This window comes from Pseudoduganella sp. R-43, from assembly GCF_049913255.1.
Classification (GTDB): domain Bacteria; phylum Pseudomonadota; class Gammaproteobacteria; order Burkholderiales; family Burkholderiaceae_D; genus Rugamonas.
The window spans coordinates 5199499-5219201 of sequence record NZ_CP183988.1; the positions used below are offsets into that span (position 1 = coordinate 5199499).

The 19703-nt window shown below is 62.3% G+C and carries 21 protein-coding genes and 1 pseudogene; 10 read left to right on the top strand and 12 right to left on the bottom strand.

Annotated features, from left to right (window positions below; all coding sequences use genetic code 11):
* Window positions 1–15: 15 nt before the first annotated feature.
* The 4 genes from ACN9M3_RS23655 (at window position 16) to ACN9M3_RS23670 (ending at window position 3827) form a co-directional block, all read left to right on the top strand.
* Window positions 16–1437 (top strand): HAMP domain-containing sensor histidine kinase, encoded by a 1422-nt coding sequence (locus ACN9M3_RS23655; protein WP_426163310.1) that lies wholly within the window; start codon window positions 16–18, stop codon window positions 1435–1437.
* Entirely contained in the window at window positions 1427–1966 is a 540-nt protein-coding gene (locus tag ACN9M3_RS23660) for a hypothetical protein (protein ID WP_426163312.1), read from the top strand. The genes ACN9M3_RS23655 and ACN9M3_RS23660 overlap by 11 nt, the downstream gene beginning before the upstream one ends.
* Window positions 1963–3342: a sigma 54-interacting transcriptional regulator gene (locus ACN9M3_RS23665; protein ID WP_426163314.1), complete on the top strand. Its 1380-nt coding sequence runs from the start codon at window positions 1963–1965 to the stop codon at window positions 3340–3342. The genes ACN9M3_RS23660 and ACN9M3_RS23665 overlap by 4 nt, the downstream gene beginning before the upstream one ends.
* Window positions 3343–3515: 173 nt before the next feature.
* Window positions 3516–3827: a BON domain-containing protein gene (locus ACN9M3_RS23670; protein WP_426163316.1), complete on the top strand. Its 312-nt coding sequence runs from the start codon at window positions 3516–3518 to the stop codon at window positions 3825–3827.
* A gap of 59 nt (window positions 3828–3886) precedes the next feature.
* Here ACN9M3_RS23670 and ACN9M3_RS23675 read toward each other — a convergent pair whose 3' ends face one another.
* The 5 genes from ACN9M3_RS23675 to ACN9M3_RS23695 all read right to left on the bottom strand — a co-directional run bounded on the left by ACN9M3_RS23675 (window position 3887) and on the right by ACN9M3_RS23695 (window position 8392).
* Window positions 3887–4054, bottom strand: coding sequence for a hypothetical protein (locus ACN9M3_RS23675; protein ID WP_426318801.1), 168 nt, complete (start codon window positions 4052–4054; stop codon window positions 3887–3889).
* A 5-nt stretch (window positions 4055–4059) separates the two neighbouring features.
* Window positions 4060–5199 (bottom strand): serine hydrolase domain-containing protein, encoded by a 1140-nt coding sequence (locus ACN9M3_RS23680; RefSeq protein WP_426318802.1) that lies wholly within the window; start codon window positions 5197–5199, stop codon window positions 4060–4062.
* Between the two features lie 98 nt (window positions 5200–5297).
* Window positions 5298–5588 (bottom strand): hypothetical protein, encoded by a 291-nt coding sequence (locus ACN9M3_RS23685; RefSeq protein WP_426318803.1) that lies wholly within the window; start codon window positions 5586–5588, stop codon window positions 5298–5300.
* Window positions 5589–5816: 228 nt separating this feature from the next.
* Window positions 5817–7139, bottom strand: coding sequence for a homoserine dehydrogenase (locus ACN9M3_RS23690; RefSeq protein ID WP_426163322.1), 1323 nt, complete (start codon window positions 7137–7139; stop codon window positions 5817–5819).
* 20 nt (window positions 7140–7159) lie between these two features.
* A complete protein-coding gene (locus tag ACN9M3_RS23695; RefSeq protein WP_426163325.1) occupies window positions 7160–8392 on the bottom strand; it encodes a pyridoxal phosphate-dependent aminotransferase in 1233 nt (410 codons plus the stop codon).
* Window positions 8393–8525: 133 nt separating this feature from the next.
* On the opposite strand from ACN9M3_RS23695, the gene ACN9M3_RS23700 reads away from it, so the two are divergent.
* From ACN9M3_RS23700 to ACN9M3_RS23710, 3 genes are all read left to right on the top strand, one after another.
* Window positions 8526–8900 carry an Mth938-like domain-containing protein gene (locus tag ACN9M3_RS23700; protein ID WP_426163327.1) on the top strand — a complete coding sequence of 125 codons (375 nt, stop codon included), beginning with the start codon at window positions 8526–8528 and terminating at the stop codon, window positions 8898–8900.
* A 24-nt stretch (window positions 8901–8924) separates the two neighbouring features.
* A complete protein-coding gene (locus ACN9M3_RS23705) occupies window positions 8925–9380 on the top strand; it encodes a peroxiredoxin (RefSeq protein WP_426163329.1) in 456 nt (151 codons plus the stop codon).
* Between the two features lie 237 nt (window positions 9381–9617).
* On the top strand, window positions 9618–11396 hold the full coding sequence (locus ACN9M3_RS23710; RefSeq protein ID WP_426318804.1) for a PhoH family protein: 1779 nt from the start codon (window positions 9618–9620) through the stop codon (window positions 11394–11396).
* Between the two features lie 95 nt (window positions 11397–11491).
* On the opposite strand, the gene ACN9M3_RS23715 is transcribed toward ACN9M3_RS23710, so the two are convergent.
* Genes ACN9M3_RS23715 through ACN9M3_RS23725 form a run of 3 tightly spaced genes read right to left on the bottom strand, consistent with a single transcriptional unit; the run spans window position 11492 to window position 13616 of the window.
* Window positions 11492–11917, bottom strand: coding sequence for a VOC family protein (locus tag ACN9M3_RS23715; RefSeq protein WP_426318805.1), 426 nt, complete (start codon window positions 11915–11917; stop codon window positions 11492–11494).
* Window positions 11917–12783 carry an ATP-grasp domain-containing protein gene (locus tag ACN9M3_RS23720; RefSeq protein WP_426318806.1) on the bottom strand — a complete coding sequence of 289 codons (867 nt, stop codon included), beginning with the start codon at window positions 12781–12783 and terminating at the stop codon, window positions 11917–11919. Before ACN9M3_RS23720 ends, ACN9M3_RS23715 begins: the two co-directional genes overlap by 1 nt.
* Complete coding sequence (locus ACN9M3_RS23725) at window positions 12780–13616, bottom strand: DUF4349 domain-containing protein (protein ID WP_426318807.1); 837 nt, start codon at window positions 13614–13616, stop codon at window positions 12780–12782. The genes ACN9M3_RS23720 and ACN9M3_RS23725 overlap by 4 nt, the downstream gene beginning before the upstream one ends.
* A 19-nt stretch (window positions 13617–13635) precedes the next feature.
* On the opposite strand from ACN9M3_RS23725, the gene ACN9M3_RS23730 reads away from it, so the two are divergent.
* Window positions 13636–13836, top strand: coding sequence for a heavy-metal-associated domain-containing protein (locus ACN9M3_RS23730; RefSeq protein ID WP_426318808.1), 201 nt, complete (start codon window positions 13636–13638; stop codon window positions 13834–13836).
* On the opposite strand, the gene ACN9M3_RS23735 is transcribed toward ACN9M3_RS23730, so the two are convergent.
* Together ACN9M3_RS23735 and ACN9M3_RS23740 are read right to left on the bottom strand one after the other, a co-directional pair.
* Complete coding sequence (locus ACN9M3_RS23735; protein ID WP_426163339.1) at window positions 13820–14566, bottom strand: glutathione S-transferase; 747 nt, start codon at window positions 14564–14566, stop codon at window positions 13820–13822. The two genes, ACN9M3_RS23730 and ACN9M3_RS23735, sit on opposite strands and share 17 nt — an antisense overlap.
* A complete protein-coding gene (locus tag ACN9M3_RS23740; RefSeq protein ID WP_426163341.1) occupies window positions 14563–15441 on the bottom strand; it encodes a LysR substrate-binding domain-containing protein in 879 nt (292 codons plus the stop codon). Before ACN9M3_RS23740 ends, ACN9M3_RS23735 begins: the two co-directional genes overlap by 4 nt.
* A 109-nt stretch (window positions 15442–15550) precedes the next feature.
* Between ACN9M3_RS23740 and ACN9M3_RS23745 the strand changes: the two genes are divergently transcribed.
* Complete coding sequence (locus tag ACN9M3_RS23745; protein ID WP_426318809.1) at window positions 15551–16243, top strand: FMN-dependent NADH-azoreductase; 693 nt, start codon at window positions 15551–15553, stop codon at window positions 16241–16243.
* Window positions 16244–16353: 110 nt separating this feature from the next.
* Entirely contained in the window at window positions 16354–17100 is a 747-nt protein-coding gene (locus ACN9M3_RS23750; protein WP_426163346.1) for a sulfite exporter TauE/SafE family protein, read from the top strand.
* A gap of 15 nt (window positions 17101–17115) precedes the next feature.
* Here ACN9M3_RS23750 and cueR read toward each other — a convergent pair.
* Both cueR and ACN9M3_RS23760 read right to left on the bottom strand, forming a co-directional pair.
* Window positions 17116–17481: pseudogene (gene cueR, locus ACN9M3_RS23755) on the bottom strand (Cu(I)-responsive transcriptional regulator); the annotation flags it as partial.
* Window positions 17482–17486: 5 nt separating this feature from the next.
* The gene (locus ACN9M3_RS23760; RefSeq protein WP_426318810.1) at window positions 17487–19670 is read right to left on the bottom strand and encodes a heavy metal translocating P-type ATPase; all 2184 of its coding nucleotides are present in this window, start codon (window positions 19668–19670) and stop codon (window positions 17487–17489) included.
* Window positions 19671–19703: the final 33 nt, after the last annotated feature.

A 19703-nucleotide genomic window follows, 5' to 3' on the forward strand; every position in this document is an offset into this window, starting at 1 on the left:
CCCGGCGCATGCTCTATGTTCATCAAGCTTTCTTTCCGCCAATTACTTCTGGGCGTCTTCTTGCTGATCGCCCTGCTGCTCAGCGCGACCTCGATCCAGGCTTTGCTCACGCTGGACCGGCTGGCCACTGAAAGCCGCGAAGTCGGCCAGCACGCCGTCGTGCTGACCGCGAACGTGCAGCGCCTGGCCGAACGCAGCGTGGCCATGGAACGCAGCGCGCGCCAGTTCCTGGTGCTGGACGATCCAGCCTTCCGAGACCGCTACGCGGCAGCCTGGCGCGACGGCCAGGATGCGCTGTCGGCGCTGGCGGCCGGACTGCCCTCCGCGCCCAAAGCCAGTTTCGCCGCCTGGCGCGACCAGGGCGAGCAAGCCTGGCGCGCACTGGAGGCTCCCAACGCCAAGCGCGCCCAGCGCCAAAAGATGCTGAACACCGCGTTGGCGGGCCTGGCACCGGTCAACGAAGAACTGGCGGACGAAGTCAAACGCGAAGTCGACCAGCGCAACCAGCGCATCCTGCTTGGCCTGGAACATCGGCGCAGCGTGCTGGGCGGACAACTGCTGGCCTCCATCAGCCTGGCCGCCGCCCTGGCCCTTGGCTGCGGCATGTGGCTGTCACGCCCCCTGGCGCAAATCGAAAGCGCCATCGACCGCCTGGGCGGCAACCGCTACGACCAGCCAATCGAAGTCGAAGGACCCAACGACTTGCGCCGCCTTGGCCAGCAACTGAATTGGCTGCGCCAGCGCCTGGCCAGCCTGGAAGCTGATAAATCGCGCTTCCTGCGTCACATCTCTCACGAACTGAAAACCCCGCTGGCCGCGCTGGTGGAAGGCGTCGCCCTGCTGGAGGATGAAGTGGCCGGCACGCTGACGCCGAACCAGCGCGAAGTGGCCGGAATCCTGCGCCAGAACACAGCCTCGCTGCAAAACCAGATCGAAGACCTGCTGCGCTATAACACCGCCACCTTCGCCGCCCAGCACCTGCAGCGCCAGCCCACCGATATCGTGGCCCTGCTGCGCGACACCGTCGACGCCCAGCGCCTGCAGTGGCAGGCGCGCCGCCTCGATGTGACGGTGGACGGCAGCGCCCCGGCCATTTCGGTCGATCCCGGCAAGCTCGCCATTGCCAGCAGCAACCTGCTGACCAACGCGGTCCGCTATAGCCCCGAAGGCGGCACCGTGCGCTTCATCATCGGCGAGCAGGCCGGCACATTGGCCATCGACTGCATCGACCAGGGGCCTGGCGTGGCCCCGGAAGATGCTGCCCATATTTTCGAACCCTTTTACCAGGGGATGCGCCAGCCGCCAGGCGCACGGCGGGGCAATGGCGTCGGCCTCTCCATCGTGCTCGAATACATCAGCGCCCACGGCGGATCACTGCAATTGCTGCCGACCAGTAGCGGCGCACACTTCCGGATCGACCTGCCTTATGAACATTAAAACCCTGCCTTTGCTGCCGATCCTGCTGCTCGCCTCCTGCGCGCAGCGACAGCCAGTAGCGCCAACGCTGCCGCCCTTGCCGCCGCCTCCGGCGCCCGCGCCACTGACGCTGCTTGTCGCGCCGCAGGACGAAGTGGCGCCGCTGCTGGCCTACTACCAGTCGCTGCGCCGCATGACGCAAGGCGAGTTGCTGAAGGAACTGAGCGGCTTGTCGCTGCAGCAGAAAACACCAAAGGTGCTGCTGCAATCGGCCATGGTGCTGTCGCTCACGCGCGGCAGCGGCGACCTGGCAAAGGCGCAGGCGCAATTCGATGTCGTCGCCACCGCGCCGGAGCCGGAAGCGCAAGGCTTGCGGCAGCTGGCGCAACTCCTCTCTGCACAATGCGCCGACACGCGCCGGCTGGTCGACGAGAGCGACCGCCTGCGCATGCAGTTGAAGGACAACCAGCGCAAGAACGAACAATTGAACGAAACCCTGGAAGCGCTGAAAGAAATCGAGCGCGGCCTGCCTGCGAGAGCCAGTAAATGAATGCACTTGTTTCCCCACGCTTGCTGCTGGTCGACGACGACGCCGACCTGCTGCGCCTGCTGTCGATGCGGCTGAGCGCCAACGGCTACCAGGTCACCGCCGTCGGCAGTGCCGAAGCCGCGCTGGCCAACCTGTCGATTGCGCTGCCCTCGCTGGTGATCAGCGATGTGCGCCTGCCCGAGCGCGACGGCATGTCCCTGTTCCAGCAAATCCGCAACCAGCACCCGGCGCTGCCGGTGATCCTGCTCACCGCCCACGGCACCATTCCCGACGCGGTGGAAGCGACCTCGCTCGGGGCCTTCGCCTACCTGACCAAGCCCTTCGATGCGAAGGTGCTGCTTGACCGCATCGGCCAGGCCCTGAGCGTGGCCGCACCGGACGCCACACCGGAGGCCGGCAGCGGCGCCTGGCGCGCCGAGATCATCAGCCGCAGCCGCGCCATGGAAGAAGTGCTGCATGAAGCGCAGCTGGTTGCCGCCTCCGACGCCAGCGTACTGATACGCGGCGAAAGCGGCACCGGCAAGGAATTGCTGGCACGTGCCATTCACCGCGCCAGCCGCCGCGCCGCCGCGCCGTTCATCGCCGTGAATTGCGGCGCGATTCCCGAGCAATTGCTGGAGTCCGAGCTGTTCGGCCATGTAAAAGGCGCCTTTACCGGCGCCGTCGCCAGCCGCGAAGGCTTGCTGCAGGCAGCCGACGGCGGCACCCTGTTCCTCGACGAGATCGGCGATATGCCGCTGCTGCTGCAGGTAAAGCTGCTGCGCGTGCTGCAGGAGCGCGTGGTGCGCCAGGTCGGCTCCGACAACGGCCGCCCGGTCAACGTGCGTGTGCTCTCCGCCACCCACCGCGACCTGGAAGCGGCCATGCTGGAAGGACAGTTCCGCGAGGACCTCTACTATCGCCTGAACGTCATTACGCTCACCCTGCCCCCGCTGGCGGAACGTCGCGAAGATATCGGGCTGCTGGCCACGCGCTTCCTGCAAATGCTGGCCGCCAAATACGGCAAGACCGTCAACGGCTTTGCTCCGGAAGCGTTGGAAGCGCTGTCGCGCGCCTCCTGGCCCGGCAATGTGCGCCAGCTCTACAACGTGGTGGAACATGCCTGCGCCCTGGCTACGGCGCCGCTGGTGCCGCTATCGCTGGTGCAGCGCGCGTTGCGCGTGCCGTCGCTGGAAGTCCTCAGCTATACGGAAGCCAAGCTGCGCTTCGAGCGCAATTACCTGGTGCAGCTCCTCAAGCTCACCGACGGCAACGTGGCCGATGCCGCGCGCCTGGCAGAGCGCAACCGCACCGAGTTCTATCGCCTGCTGCAAAAGCATGAATTGAACGCCGCGCAGTTCCGCATTGAACCTGTCGCCGAGGGGCGACAGCCATAAAGCCCGCCAAATCAAGGCCTTGCGCATTGCAGCCCAGACCGTGTCGCCGTGTGGCGACAAATTCAATGTTGCCGCACAGCTAAGTCATTGATTTCTCTACATGGCACGCGCCTTGCAATACCAGGGACAACGCACAAGCGTTGACTGCCAACTTGAAAATGGAGAGATAGACCATGAAGGATTCCAAACTGATCGCAGGCCTGTTCGCCGCCGCAGCATTCGCCCTCGCCTCGCTGTCCGCACACGCACAGCAAGAAGGCGCCATGGCCGGTGCCGCCGTGGCCACCGCCGATTCCACGCTGCAGGCCAAAGTCAAGGCAGCCCTCTCGGACCAGAAAGAGATCATCGTGTCCGCCAACCAGGGCGTAGTGGTCCTGAGCGGCACGGTGTCAAGCTCCGATGCCGGCGCCAAAGCGATCCAGGCGGCATCTGCCGTGGCGGGAGTGAAGGAAGTGAAGAGTGAGCTGACTGTCGCCGGCAAATAATGCCTTCGCTGCAGTAGTACCTCCCTTATCGGGCGACCCTGGGTCGCCCGCTTTTTTTCTCACCGGGTGTCGGCAACGCAGGACTTGTACCTGGCCGTGCATTCGGCAAAGGCAGCCTTTCCGATCGCCGCCTGGCCAAGGAATCGCACGCGCGCTCCGGCCGGCTTGGCGTCTGTTGTTTCCGCCCCCAACGCGCACAGCAGCGCCGCAGAGGCGAGCCATCCCATCCTGTTCATCTTTGCAAATGCTTTGAATTGAAGTTCTTGGCTTGCGCCATCCGCAACAGCAGGCGATGCCCGATCCTGTCCGTCCAGTTGAAGTTATTTTGCAGCACGACCACGGCGGTACGTGTCTGTTCGTCAATGCCGATGTAAGCGGTGTAGCCGGCCACCAGGCCAATCTGGTGCGCGATCCTATGGCCATCGATGTCGTCGACAAACCAGGCGCTGGCCGCCGCCTCCCGTTCACGCTCGAACTGCACCTTCAGGGTATCCCGCAGGCCCGCATCGAGCACGCCGCTGCCGGTCGAGGCCAAGTGGGCATTTGCGTAGGCAAGCAGATCGCTCGCGTTTGAGTACAGTGCCGCCGAACCACTCATGATGTCGGTGAACTGCCAATCGGGGACAAGCTCGCCGCGCCGGATGAATTTGGGCTGGTCACCCGCGTGGCCCAAGGCCCGTTCGCCGTAGCCAGGCAATTTCTCAGGCACATAGCCAGTGCTGTGCAGGCGCAGCGGATCAAGTACTTTCTCGTGCACCAGCGCATCGACCTTCTTCCCGGTTTTCAGTTCCAGCACATAACCAAGCACGCCGTAGCCGATGTTTGAGTACTGAGGCACACCGCCATGATGCTTCTTGAATGTCGACAGGTACTCCAACAAATAAGCCCGGTCGAAGTGGCGATAAAAGCTCTTGCCGGTGAACAGATACTCCACAAAATAGAGCAATGTCCTCTCGGTCATCGGCTGACGTGGCAGGCCCGCGGTATGCGTGACAAGCTGGCGCAAGGTGATGCGTTTGGCATCCTCGCTAAGCGGCACACTCGCAGGCAACAGCGTCGCGAGGGTTTCGTCCCAACCCAGCACGCCCTCTTGCACCAGTACCGAAGTCGTCGCCGCCAGAAAGCCTTTGCTCAGCGACCCGACGGCAAACAGCGTTTGGCCATCGGGTTGGTGCCCGCCGTCCTGGTGCGTGGTCCCAAAGCCGAAGAACTGCCGCTTGCCATCGGGCGTCAGTACGCCAACCACCAGCCCCGTCGTTTCATTGGAATCGATCATCGGCTGCGCCAAGGCAGCAACCTCGGCCCCGATGTCGCCAGTTGCTGCCAGATGCTGTGCCGCGCGGAAGTCCGGATCCAGCTGCTTATCGGACAAGGTGCCGCATCCCGCCAGGACGGTCGAGATACAGGCCAGGCAAAAAATGCGAACCCAATTCTGCATAAAACTAAGATAACGACTGCTTTCGCCAGGCTTTATTCAAACTCGAAACGTACGTCTTTGACGATCTGGTGTTTGCCCCAATAGAAGTTGCAAACCCGGGCGGATTCGGCGCCATCCTTGCTCTCCGGGACACAACCACCCTTGATCGTGACTGTCTTCCCGCCTTGCAGCGACAAGGGGAACTCAAGCGCAGGGCCTTCAGGAACCTCGTGCTCCAGCCGGACGTTATCCGCGTAGTCATCCACCAGCGCGAAAATAAGAACTTTGTCGGCTTTCAGCGTGTAAATATCGTGCTGGAACGCCGCGCCCCTCACCAGGCACATTTCGATCAGGTATTTTTCGACGGTCTATCGCTTGCACTCCGGCCCCTCTGCCGCATGCACGCCAAAGGCCGCGCCCAAGGTGCAAACAAGTGTCGCGAAAGATTTCACGTTAAACAATTTTATATTCCAAAAGGAAACAATTATATCAAAACTTCATGCCATCGCAGCTTGGAACAAAATAAGAAAATGGCCCCAGCGGGGCCATTGGGACGCCGGATGACGGGACGGTCAGGCGAGATTTTCCAGGCGGATCTTAGTGACGTTGCCGACAATGCTGGACAGCTTTTCGATCTTCTCGATGGCTGCGACCACGTTTTTCTCCTGCGTCTGGTGCGTCAGCAGGATGATGTCGGTGTGGGTCTCGCCTTCCGCCGGTTCCTTCTGCATCATCGCATCGATGGAGATGGTGGCGTCGGCCAGGATGCGGGTCAGCTCCGCCAGCACGCCCGGGCGGTCAGCCACCGTCATGCGCAGATAGTAGCTGGTGGTGATCTCGGACATCGGCATGATCTTGATGTCGGTCATCGCATTCGGCTGGAAGGCCAGGTGCGGCACGCGGTGTTCAGGATCGGCCGTCGCCAGGCGGGTGATGTCGACCAGGTCCGCAATCACGGCGGAGGCAGTCGGCTCAGGACCGGCGCCTTTGCCGTAGTACATGGTGGCGCCAATCGCGTCGCCCTGCACCAGCACTGCATTCATCGCGCCTTCCACATTGGCGATCAGGCGCTTGGCAGGGATCAGGGTCGGGTGCACGCGCAACTCGATGCCCTCGCCGCCGTTCACTTGCGCGCGGCGTGCGATGCCCAGCAGCTTGATGCGGTAGCCCAGTTGTTCGGCATATTTGATGTCGATCGCCTGCAGCTTGGTGATGCCCTCGATATGGGCCTTGTCGAACTGCACCGGGATGCCGAAGGCAATAGCGGACAGGATGGTCGCCTTGTGCGCCGCGTCGACGCCTTCGATGTCGAAGGTTGGATCGGCTTCCGCATAGCCCAGGCGCTGCGCCTCCTTCAGCACGGTGGCGAAGTCCAGGCCCTTGTCGCGCATCTCGGACAGGATGAAGTTGGTGGTGCCATTGATGATGCCGGCGATCCATTCGATGCGGTTGGCGGTCAGGCCTTCACGCAGGGCCTTGATGATCGGGATGCCGCCTGCAACGGCAGCCTCGAACGCCACCATCACGCCCTTGGCCTGGGCCGCGGCGAAGATTTCGGTGCCATGCATGGCCAGCAGCGCCTTGTTGGCGGTGACCACGTGCTTGCCGTTCGCGATGGCCTGCATCACCAGTTCCTTGGCGGTGTCATAGCCGCCAATCAGCTCCACGACGATATCGATTTCCGGATCGTTGACGATCGCGAACGGGTCTGCCACGACTTTGCACTGGCCTTCGGTGCGCTCTTTTGCGCGCTCCAGGTTGCGGGCCGATACGGCCACAATCTCAATGCCGCGGCCGGCGCGGCGGCGGATCTCTTCCTGGTTGCGTCGCAATACGCTGAACGTGCCGGCGCCCACATTACCTACGCCCAGCAAACCTACTTTAATCGATTTCATCTTCAAATTCCCTGGTGTTGTTAGCTGTGCCCGTGCCGCTTTCGGTAGCCTTCCATGAAGCGCGCGATGCGGCCGAATGCATCTTCCATATCGTCCGAATTCGACAGGAACACCACACGGAAGTGGTCCGGGCTATGCCAGTTGAAGCCCGTGCCCTGCACGATAAGGACCTTGGTTTCTTCCAGCAGTTCATACGCGAATTGCTGGTCATCCGCGATCGGGTAGATCTTCGGATCGAGGCGGGGGAACATATAGAGTGCAGCTTTTGGCTTGACCACGCTGACACCCGGAATGTCGGACAACAGCTTGTATGCCAGGTCGCGCTGCTTGAGCAGGCGCCCGCCAGGCGCCACCAGGTCGTTGATGCTCTGGTAGCCGCCGAGCGCAGTTTGGATCGCAAACTGCCCCGGCGCGTTGGCGCAAAGGCGCATCGAGGCCAGCATGTTCAGGCCCCAGATGTAATCCTTCGCATATTTCTTGTTTTCGCCCGAGAGCACCATCCAGCCGGCGCGGTAGCCGCAGGAACGGTAGCTCTTGGACAGGCCGTTGAAGGTCACGCAGAACACGTCGTCGCACAGCGCGGCGATCGAGGTGTGGGTGACGCCGTCATACAGCACCTTGTCGTAGATTTCGTCGGCGTAGATGATCAACTGGTGCTGGCGCGCCAGTTCAATAATCTGCAGCAGCACTTCGTCCGGGTACAGCGCGCCGGTCGGGTTGTTCGGGTTGATGACGACGATCGCCTTGGTGTTCGGCGTGATCTTCTTGCGCATGTCGTCGATGTCGGGGAACCAGTCCTGCTGCTCGTCGCAGACATAGTGCACCGGCTTGCCGCCGGACAGGCTGACCGCCGCGGTCCACAGCGGATAATCCGGCGCCGGCACCAGCACCTCGTCGCCGTTGTTCAGCAGCGCGTTCATCGACATCACGATCAGTTCGGACGCGCCGTTGCCCAGGTAGATGTCGTCCATGGTGACGTTGGCGACTTTCTTCTGCTGGGTATAGTGCATCACCGCCTTGCGCGGCGCGAACAGGCCCTTGGAATCGGTGTAACCGGCCGCATTGGGCAGGTTCATGATCATGTCGTGCACGATCTCGTCCGGCGGATCGAAGCCGAACGGCTGCATATTGCCGATGTTCAGCTTGATGATCTTGTGGCCCTCTTCTTCCATCAGGCGGGCCTTCTCCGGCACAGGGCCGCGGATCTCGTAACAAATCTCGTTAAGCTTGTTGGATTTCTGAACCGGACGCAAAATCAATCCCTTACGTATAAATGCTGCATTGCGAAAATACCCATTCTGCCGAATTAAATTGGTTTAATCAACCATCGATATGCGCAAAACGTTACAATAAGATCTCTATTGTATTTAAATATAGCGAAAAGTTATGAAGCTCCACTCCAGCACCACCGGCCAATACCAGACCGTTTCCGGCTATTTCGAAGGTGGAGTCGAGATCAACGGCAAGCCGTTCGACTACAGCCTGCTGGTGCTGCCGGAAAGCGCACCGCGCCCCTGGCCCGTGGCAAAGTTCGAGGAACTGACAGTCGAACATTTCGAACAACTGCTGGCCGAACAGCCCGACGTGGTCATCCTCGGCACCGGCGAGCGCCAGCGCTTCGTCCATCCGCGCCTGGCCGCGCCGCTGATCTCCAGGCAGATCGGCGTCGAATGCATGGACACCAATGCCGCCTGCCGCACCTACAACATCCTGATGGGCGAAGGCCGCAAAGCCCTGCTGGCATTGATCATTGAAAAATAACACTTTGCCCCCAACTAAACGCGCATGAGCCAAACCATCCCCGACTTCAGCGCCGCCATGACCGGCGGCCAAACCTTCCAGCTCTCCGGACGCCCCGCCAAAGCCACCGTACTGTTCTTCTACCCCAAGGACAACACCCCGGGCTGCACTACCGAGAACATGGCGTTCCGCGACCTGCACGACCAGTTCACCGCTGCCGGTGCTGAAATTTACGGCATCAGCCGCGACTCGCTGCGCTCGCACGAAAACTTCAAGACAAAACTGGGCTTGCCGTTCGAACTGATCTCCGATCCGGACGAAGCGGTGTGCCTGGCCTTCAATGTCATGAAGATGAAAAAAATGTACGGTAAAGATGTACGCGGCGTTGAGCGCAGCACGTTTGTGATTGACGCAAAAGGCCGATTGGTGAAAGAATGGAGAGGCGTGAAAGTACCAGGTCACGTCGATGAAGTGCTGGAATTCGTGGCAAACCTGGGCTGATGGCAAGGCCCTCGCCGCGAATGTGTTAGCTCAACGGGAGCTTTACATTTGAACGTGTCAGCCAGATTTTGAGTCGAGCAAGTCCTTCCACCCACTGTCCCCGGTGGCATGCCCACCGGCTTTCGGGCGACGCAGACGCCCGCCAGGCATCCTTTAGTTTTTCCGAACCACCCCATAGTTCATCCATGCCGGGCATTCGCCCTCGCGTGGATGCATCTTTTTTAGATTGAGATCCTGATGCCACTGCCAAAACTGCCTAGCAAGCCAGCCACCCTGCTGCTGGCTAAAGACTACCCGAAGGCGAGCGGAGCAAATCCGGTTCCCTTCCCTACTGAAGAAAAGGCAGCACCAGCGCCGAAGAAAGCGGCGCCCAAGACTGCTGCCAAAGCAGTAAAAGAACCGGTTGCGAAGAAAACCGAAGCGAAGAAGACGCCTGCACTGAAGGCCGTCAAGCTGCCGGACGACGTACCGGCGCCACCGCGCACCAAGGCTGCGCCGCAAGCGCGCTCCAAGGTCACGCCGATCAAGGCCGATGCGCCGCACCCGGCCAAACACAAGGAACACGAAGTGGTGCTCAAGTCCGCCTCCAGCCGCAAGGCCGACGTGGTGGGCAGCACCAAGCTGTTCGTGCTCGACACCAATGTGCTGATGCACGACCCGTCTTCGCTGTTCCGCTTTGAAGAACACGATGTCTTCCTGCCGATGATGACGCTGGAAGAATTGGACAACCACAAGAAAGGCATGTCCGAAGTCGCGCGTAATGCGCGCCAGGTATCGCGTACGCTGGATGCCCTGGTCAGCAACACCGACGACGACGACATGGAAACCGGCATCCCGCTGAACAAGCTGGGCAACAAGGATGCCAAGGGCCACCTGTACTTCCAGACCAGGGTGCAGGTAGCCGACTTGCCGGAAGGCCTGCCGCAAGGGAAGGCCGACAACCAGATCCTGGCCGTGGTGCGCTCGCTGGAAGCGGAGCAGCCCGGCCGCGCCGTGGTGCTGGTGTCGAAAGACATCAATATGCGCATCAAGGCGCGCGCCTTGGGCCTGCCGGCGGAAGACTACTTCAACGACCACGTGCTGGAAGACACCGACCTGCTGTATTCGGGCATTGTCCAGCTGCCGGACGACTTCTGGAACAAGCATGGCAAGGACATGGAGTCCTGGCAGGAGAACAAGCACGGCCAGTCGAGCACCTTTTACCGCGTGACCGGCCCGTTCATCCCATCCCTGCTGGTGAACCAGTTCGTGTACCTGGAACCAAACAACGGCGAGTCGCCGTTCTACGCGCAAGTGAAGCAGATCAACGGCAAGACCGCCGTCCTGCAAACCCTGCGCGACTACTCGCACAACAAGAACAGCGTATGGGGCGTCACTGCGCGCAACCGCGAGCAAAACTTCGCGCTGAACCTGTTGATGAATCCGGAGTGCGACTTCATCACCCTGCTGGGCCAGGCCGGTACCGGCAAGACCCTGCTCGCGCTGGCCGCCGGCCTGGCGCAGGTGCTGGAGACCAAGCTGTATAACGAGATCATCGTCACCCGCGTCACGGTGCCGGTGGGCGAGGATATCGGTTTCCTGCCGGGCACCGAGGAAGAGAAGATGGGGCCGTGGATGGGCGCCTTCGACGACAACCTGGAAGTGCTGAACAAGTCCGACGGCGAAGGCGGCGAATGGGGCCGTGCGGCGACGCAGGACCTGATCCGCTCGCGCATCAAGATCAAGTCGCTGAACTTCATGCGCGGCCGCACCTTCGTCAACAAGTTCCTGATCATCGACGAGGCGCAGAACCTGACGCCGAAGCAGATGAAGACCCTGGTGACGCGCGCCGGTCCTGGCACCAAGATCCTGTGCCTGGGTAATATCGCGCAGATCGACACGCCTTACCTGACCGAAGGCTCGTCCGGCCTGACCTACGTGGTCGACCGCTTCAAGGGCTGGGCACACAGCGGCCACGTCACGCTGGCCCGCGGCGAACGTTCCCGCCTGGCAGACCACGCGAGCGACGTGCTTTAAGCAACGCCGCCCGCAGTCCACAAGCCCCGCCAAGTGCGGGGCTTTTTTTCGCGCAGTCGGGGCACGGTGCCTGACCCTGCGGGTCAGGCACCGGTTTACCGGTTTACGCGCCGAGCAATATGATGGTCTGGATTCAATTGCAACAAGTCCCACAGGTTGCCGTACAAGTCCGCAAAGACCGCAACCATCCCGTAGTCCTGTTGCTTCGGCTCGCGCACAATGCGCACGCCCTTTGCCTTCAGCCGCTCAAAATCGCGCCAGAAATCGTCCGTGTTGAGGAACAGGAATACCCGGCCGCCGGCCTGGTTGCCGACAAATGCTTCCTGCTCCGGCTTCGACGCACGCGCCAGCAAGATGGTGGCGCCACTGCCGCCAGGCGGCGCCACGACGACCCAGCGCTTGTCCTGTTCCGGCTGGTGGGTATCATCGAGCAGCTCGAAGCCGAGCGTGTTGACGTAGAAATCGATCGCCTCGTCATAGTCGCGTACGACGAGGGCGATATGGACAATGGACTGCTTCATTAAGCCTTCTCCAGTACGAAATCGTGCACGGCATGGAAGATCTTCGCGACGTCTGCTGCATACATGCGCGACGCATTCCAGCAGTTGTATTCAACGATACGGATTCCTTCCGGTGTTTCGGCCAGGTCCATCGTGAATACCGAATGCGGCTGGTACACTTGTGCGAATTCGATCGCACTTCGCATCACGTTGGCAGGAATGTTTGCATTGAAATTCGCCTTGCCCACGAATCGGTAAAGTGATCCGGTGATGACCTGCCGGTCGACCACGAAGAAGCGGTATTCGGCGGTAATGGCCTTGCATGGCGCGATAACGGCCATTTCATCTTTCCAATTTCGCGCCTGCGGCTGGCCCGCGATAAACCCTTCGATCGTCTGCCCTGGCGCAAGAATTCCCGCATCGAATGCTTTCTCGTCCTTGCTCGGCTTGACAAACATCTCGCGATCAAAAGACTGCGCCAGGTTCGACGCAATCGGATACAGCGTGGCATCGCCGTTCAGCAACGGCAAGCCAAGGCCGGCGTAATAGGCCTGGTCGAACCTTTGCTCGTCGTAGAAAATCCCTTGCCTGAGCTGCTGCAGGTAGAGCGAACCATGTTCCACCTGCTCGGGAGTCAGCCGCTCACCCAGTTCGTCCAGGCTTTGGGCTGCATTCAATATGGCATGCAGGCGCGTCCCGCCGCGGACGATGTACTTCGACTCAGGATCCGACAGGATTTGCGCGAGATTCAAGACCTTCGTCCACGGCGGCGCAAGGCCAAAACTGTCGTGGTCGAATCCAAAACGCTCCAGTACTTCCATGGCTTCCATACGGTTTGCCATGGCGAAGCCTTCCTTTTGCACCAGCCATTTGACCTTGCCACTCATTTCCGCCGCATCCTCCGCCAGATCTTGCGCAGTACAAAGCCCGCAACAAACAGAATCAGCGACCAGGGCAGCAGGTAGGCCAGGCCAGTGATTGCGCTGGCGATGCCTTCTGACAGGTTGCTGCCAAAATCGCTGGAGGCGCGTCTGACTGGCGACCAGAAACCTCGCTGGGTGCGGGACTGGATGGAGACGTTCAGCAAGTCCATATTAACCCGCTCCATCAGGCGCGCTTCAACGCCGGTCGCCGATTCCAGTTCGCTTTGCACCGTCGCCAGTTCCTGCGACAGCTTGATCAAGGCTTCGGCGTTGTTGCCTACTTTGCTCTCCAGCGCCAGCAGCTTCTCGCGATATGAGCGCAGCATGTCGAGTCGCTTGGCGTTGTCGCGGATCGGACCTTCAAGGTCCTCCGCCGAGGTGTTACGTGAGGCAAGCTCGCCGCCTGTCGCCGCAAGTGCAATCAATTTCTCGATGCCGGGCCGCTTCACGCGAACACGGAAATGGGCGCTCGACTCCCTTCCGCCCTCCAATCCGGATGCCAACAACGTGCACTGGTTCGTCGCGTCGGCCTGGCAGGCCCCGACCAGTTTGTCGAGCAGTGGCTTGACGCCTCCTTCAGGCGAATCGACCGTGACCGAGTGTTCGTAGGCGAGATACTTGCCGCGTTGGACTCCGGCTGACGAACCATCCGTCGCCGGTCCCGCCATGCGTGCCTCCGCGACAGCGCCTGCCGCTCCTGGCGGCGGAGCATATTTCGCGGAACAGCCCTGCAGCAATAGCAGCGCAAACACGCTTGACTTTACAATGGTGGGAAGGATTAAAGTACGTTTACCCATATGACGAAAGGAACTCCAAATGTATGAACTGACTGTAGAAAACATGACATGCAGCCACTGCGTATCGGCCGTGACCGAAGCCGTGCATACAGTTGATCCGGCAGCCTTTGTCGAGGTCGACCTGAAGGGCAAGCACGTCAAGGTCAACTCGGCTTCGGCACTGGAGCCGATCAAGGCAGCCATTGTGGATGCCGGATATCCTGTTACCCGCGCGGTTTGACGCGGACGCCCTGCTCCAGTTCCGGGTAATGCCGGAATACGTCATCCTCGTTGTTGGCCAGGCGGCGTTTGGATGCCAGGTAGGCGGCGACGCGCGGACGGGCCGCCACGCGCCCGGCCAAGCGCTGCAGGCCGGGCCAACGCCCTTCATAGCCAGCCATCGCTTTCGGGAAGGCATAGCGCAAGCCGTCCAGCAACTGGAACAGCGACAAGTCGACATAACTCAGGCGGGAGCCGACAATCCAGCCGCCGCGCGACTGGTTGGCCCGCAGCACGGTCTCGAAATAGTCCAGGTACTTCGGGATGCGCTCAATCGCAAAATCCCGCGCCCGCGCCTTCGATTCCCGCGCCTGCTCCTCGTAGTACATATTGACCGAGATCGGGTGATGCGTATCGTGAGCCTCGCCAACAATGTCCGCAATGGTCAGCTGCAGCTGGTTGCACCACAGGCGCCCCGCTTCGGAGCGCGGCGCCAGCTTGTGCCGCGCCCCGAGGAACATCAGGATATTCGCCGTCTGACCGATCATGAGTTCACCGGCCTGCAGGATGGGCGGCGCGAAAGCGGCGCGCGGATCGCTGCCGCCGGCGATCAACTCCGTCATCGCCTTCATGCCGCCCTTGCCGCGCGCCACGTCAACGTAAGGAACGTCGGCCTCGACCAGCGCCAGCCGCACGAATTCTCCCCGGCCCTGGATCGTCGGCCAGTAGTAAAGCTTGTAAGGCTCCATCATTGCTCCTCCTGTGCCAGCAGCCATTCTGCGACGGCGCGCACCTCTTCGCGCGGAGCGTCGCCTTCAGGCCGCACAACATAAAAATCGAATCCGCCGAGCACCGGGCCAACCGGCGCTTCCAGCAGTCCCAACCTGATTTCCTCGCGCACCAAGGGCAAGGCAGTCAGCACAACACCTTGCCCTGCAATCGCCGCTTGCACCGCGTGCGACTCTTCCGAAAAACGCGCGCCTGTCGTGACATCCAGCTCTACGCCTGCCGCTTTCGACCATTTATCCCAGGTCAAGGCGCCCTTAAAGCCGCGCTGCCAGTCAAAGTGGATCAGCGGATGGCGTGCCACGTCGCCCGCCTTGCGCAGCTTCAGGCGCGGGCTGGCCACCGGCGCGAAGCCGGCATGCATCAGGCGTTGCGCTTGCAGCCCCGCGAAATGCCCGGCGCCACCGCGTACCGCAAGGTCGGCCGCGCCGCCGGCCAGGTCAACCGGCTTGTTGCTGGCCAGGACGTTGAGGGCAATGCCGGGATGGGCCGCGTTGAACGAAGCAAGCCGCGGCACCAGCCAGCGCGCCGCGAAGGATGGCGTGGTCGACAAGGTGACCGTGCGGCGCTGTTCTCGCCGCAGCCGTTCGACGCCGGCAGCGATGGCGTCGAACCCGCTGCCGGCTGCCTGCATCAGCGTGCGGCCCTCAGGTGTCAGCTCGACGGCCCGGGTCTTGCGCAGGAACAGCCTTACGTTCAGTGCCTCCTCCAGCGCACGCACCTGGTGGCTGATCGAAGTCGCGCTGACCGACAGCTCCTCGGCAGCGAGCTTGAAGCTTTGCAGCCGCGCCGCGGCCTCGAAGCTGCGCAGGGCGGACAGGGATGGAAGGCGGCGTTTCATGTGAAGGACTATACATGAATTCAGTTCATCCATCTGCTGCGAATTGATCGTTTGTCACCGTCTGCCGCGCAGCGCACAGTACACCCATAGCAACCAATTGGAGAGAACAATGACCACGATCCTGCATATCGATTCAAGCGCCCGGCCCGGGCGCTCCGGCGAACAGGCGCACGGTTCGCATACGCGGCGCCTGACTGCACGCTTCATCGCGCGCTACCGGCAGCTCGATAGCAGAACAGAAGTCATCTATCGCGATGTGGGAGCCGTGCCGCCATCCCCTGTGACCGGGGACTGGGTACATGCCGCGTTCACGCCGCCGGCGGCGCGCGAGCCATGGATGGTGGAAGCGCTGGCGCAAAGCGACGCGCTGGTCGACGAAGTGCTGGCCGCCGATATCATCGTGGCAGGAGTGCCGATGTATAACTTCGGGCCGCCGGCACAGTTCAAGGCCTGGTTGGATAACATCGTGCGTGTCGGCCGCACGTTCGGCTTCGACCGCTCACGTGCCGGTGAACCATATTTGCCACTGCTGGCAGATGCAGGCAAGCAGCTCGTCATCCTGTCCTCACGCGGCGATTACGGCTACGGCCCAGGGCAACGGCTGGAGGGCATCAACCATGTCGAAGGATCGGTGCGCAGCGTGTTCCGCTACCTGGGCGTGACGCATGCATACGATGCAGCCGTCGAATACGACGAATTCGGCGACGAGCGCCTGCTGCGCTCCCTCGCCGACGCGGAAAGCGCTACCGACCGTATCGCACAAGTCATCGCCTCCGCCCGCACGCGACGCCACGCCGCATGATGAAAGTCGGGGTCAGGTCTGGCAATCCGCCATATTTTTCGCATTGCGAAAAATATGGCGGATTGCCAGACCTGACCCCGACTTTCAAATAGCTTGGCTATAATGGCCCGATGCCCGAACTCCACACCATCTTACTGCTCGCCGCAGCAGGACTTTTCGCCGGCACGCAGAATGCGTTGGCTGGCGGCGGCTCTTTCATCACCTTTCCCGCCCTGCTGTTGGCCGGGCTGAACCCGGTTGCGGCGAACATGACCTCCACGGTCGCCATGTTCCCGAGCCAGGCGACATCCGCCGTGGCTGGCCGCAAGTTCGCGGAAGGCGTGAGCGGCCTGACCTTCACGCAGCTTTTCACGATCAGTATTGTCGGCGGCATTTTCGGCGCGATCCTGCTGTGGATTACGCCCCCGACCTTCTTTGCCAGGCTGGTGCCCTGGCTGGTGCTGTTTGCCACCACCATGTTCGCCTGGGGTGCTTTCCGGCGCCAGCCGTTGCAGGCCGCTTCCAGCATGCCGAAGTGGATGCTGGCCGTTGTCCAGGCCTGCATTTCGATCTATGGCGGCTATTTTGGCGGCGGCATCGGTTTCCTGATGCTGGCCGCGCTGACCATCGCTGGCCAGCAGATCCGCGCAGCCACCGCCACCAAGAACATGCTGGCGATGGCGATGAACGCTTCCGCCACCCTGATCTTCGCCTTCTCCGGCATGATCAGCTGGGCTGCCGCCCTGGCCTTATGCGCGGGTGGTATTGCGGGCGGCCTTCTGGGTTCGTGGCTGATCTACCGCCTTCCCCCGCAACTGATGCGCATCTTTGTTGTGATCGTGGGCGCAGTGCTCACCGTGTACATGTTCCTGCGCTGATCCCAGCGTTTGCAGGATCGGGCAATCCGGCCGGTCGTCGCCGTGGCAGGTTTTAGCCAGGCTAGCCAGCGTGTCGCGCATTTCGGTCAATTCCACGATGCGCTGGTTCAGTTCATCGACGTGGCTCATCGCGATCGTCTTCACGTCCGCGCTGGCACGGCCTGTATCCTGCCATAGCGACAGCAGGTCGCCGATCTGCTCCAGCGAAAACCCGAGGTTGCGCGCGCGCTTGATGAAACGCAGAGTATGCAGGTCGTTTTCGCCGTAGATGCGGTATCCGCTGACGGTGCGCGCAGTTTCGCGCACCAGGCCAATGCTCTCGTAGTAGCGGATCATTTTGGCGCTGACGCCGGATGCGGCAGCGGCTTGTCCGATATTCATTTCCCTTACTCCTTCGAAGGCTGCCAGCGGCGCAGCAGCAAGGCATTGCTGATCACGCTGACCGAGCTGAATGCCATCGCGGCGCCGGCCAGCAGGGGATTCAGCATGCCGAGGGCCGCCAGCGGAATCCCTGCCACATTGTAGATGAAGGCCCAGAACAGGTTTTGGCGGATCTTGCTGAAGGTGCGGTGCGAGATGTCGATGGCGTCGGCCACCAGCAGCGGCTCGCCGCGCATCAGCGTGATGCCGGCAGCGTTCATGGCAACGTCGGTGCCGGTGGCCATCGCGATGCCGACGTGCGCCGCAGCCAGCGCCGGCGCGTCGTTGATGCCGTCGCCGACCATGGCAACGCGCCTTCCCTCGGCCTTGAGCCGCGCAATGGCCGTGGTTTTGTCGGCCGGCAGGAGGTTGGCTTCCACGCTGCCAATGCCGATCGCCTGCGCTACCGCTTGCGCGCTGCCCTGGTTGTCGCCGGTCAGCATCACCGTCGCGATGCCGCGTGCGTGCAGGCGCTCCACCGCGGCGCGCGCATGTTGCTTGGGCTGGTCGGCGAAGGCGAGCAGGCCAAGCAGCTTGCCCCTTCCCGCGCCGGCTTCGGCCAGCCAGGAAATCGTGTGCCCCTGCGCTTCCAGTTCGACGGCTTGCAGCTGCAGAGGCGCCAGTTCGACGCCGCGCTCCGCCATCAGGCGTCCGCTGCCAAGCAGAAGGTCGAGGCCATCGACCTGCGCAGCCAGGCCCCGCCCCGCCAAAGTCGTCACTGCGCTTGCCGTCAGCGGCGCCAGCACGTCCCCGCCCGGTGCGGCTTCCGCGTCGAGGACGGCGCGTGCCAGCGCATGTTCGCTGCCGCGCTGGATCGCCGCCGAAAGCTGCAGTGCACGGCCGGCAGGCACGCCATGCGGCAGCAATTGCGCCAGCACCGGTTTGCCTTGCGTGAGCGTGCCGGTCTTGTCGAACACCACGGTATCGACCTGGCGCGCCATTTCCAGTGCCTCCGCGTCCTTGATCAGGATGCCGTGCCGCGCCGCGACGCCGGTACCGGCCATGATGGCTGCCGGCGTGGCCAGGCCAAGCGCACAGGGGCAGGCAATCACCATCACCACCACCGCATTGAGCACGGCCTGCTCGACATCGCCCGTGGCCAGCCACCAGCCCGCAAGCGTCAACAGCGCCAGCACCAGCACCACAGGAACGAACACCGCGGCAACCTTATCGACCAGCTTCTGCACCGGCGCCTTGGCTGACTGCGCATCTTCCACCAGGCGGATGATCCGCGACAGCATGGTCTCGGCCCCTGTCGCGCTTGTGCGCACCAGCAGCAAGCCTTCGCCATTGATTGCGCCACCGGTCACGCGGTCGCCAACGTGCTTGGCAACTGGCAGGCTTTCGCCGGTAATCAGGGATTCGTCAACGTGGCTGGCGCCATCCATCACCTCGCCGTCCACCGCCACCCGCTCGCCGGCGCGGATCACCACGATATCGCCCACCCGCACCTGGTCGATCGGCAGGTCGGCGTCCGATCCGCCCTCGCGCCGCACGCGCGCCGTCACCGGCCGCAAGTCCTGCAGCGCGCGGATGGCGGAAGCGGTTTGCCTCTTGGCCCGCGCTTCCAGCCACTTGCCCAGCAAGACCAGTGTCAACACCACTGCCGACGCTTCGAAATAGAGATGCATGCCCTGCCCTCGCGCCAGCGCCAGGTACACACTCAGGCCATACGCCGCGGAAGTGCCGAGCGCCACCAGCAGGTCCATATTGCCCGCGCGCGCTTTCACAGCCTTCCAGCCGGCGCGATAGAAGCGCGCGCCGAACACGAATTGCACCGGCGTCGCCAGCAGCCATTGCAGCCACGCCGGCATCATCAGGTGCACGCCAAGCCATTCGGCGACCATCGGCACCACCAGCGGCAGCGACAGTGCGGCGGACAGGATCACGGCCAGGCCTTCGGGTATGCGCGGCGCGGAATCGGCAGCCGGCGCCGCCAGCTCGCTGGCGGCATAGCCAGCCTTGCCGATGGCCTGCTGCAGGGCGGAAAAGTCCACCGGCGAATCGGAATCGACGCGCGCGGTCTCGGTGGCCAGGTTGACGGCGGCATGCGCCACGCCCGGCACGGTCGCCAGCGCCTTTTCGACGCGGCGCACGCAGGATGCGCAACTCATGCCCTCAATACGGACGGTTTGCTGGAACTGACTCATGGGATACTCCTCGCCTATGTTCTGGCGACCAGT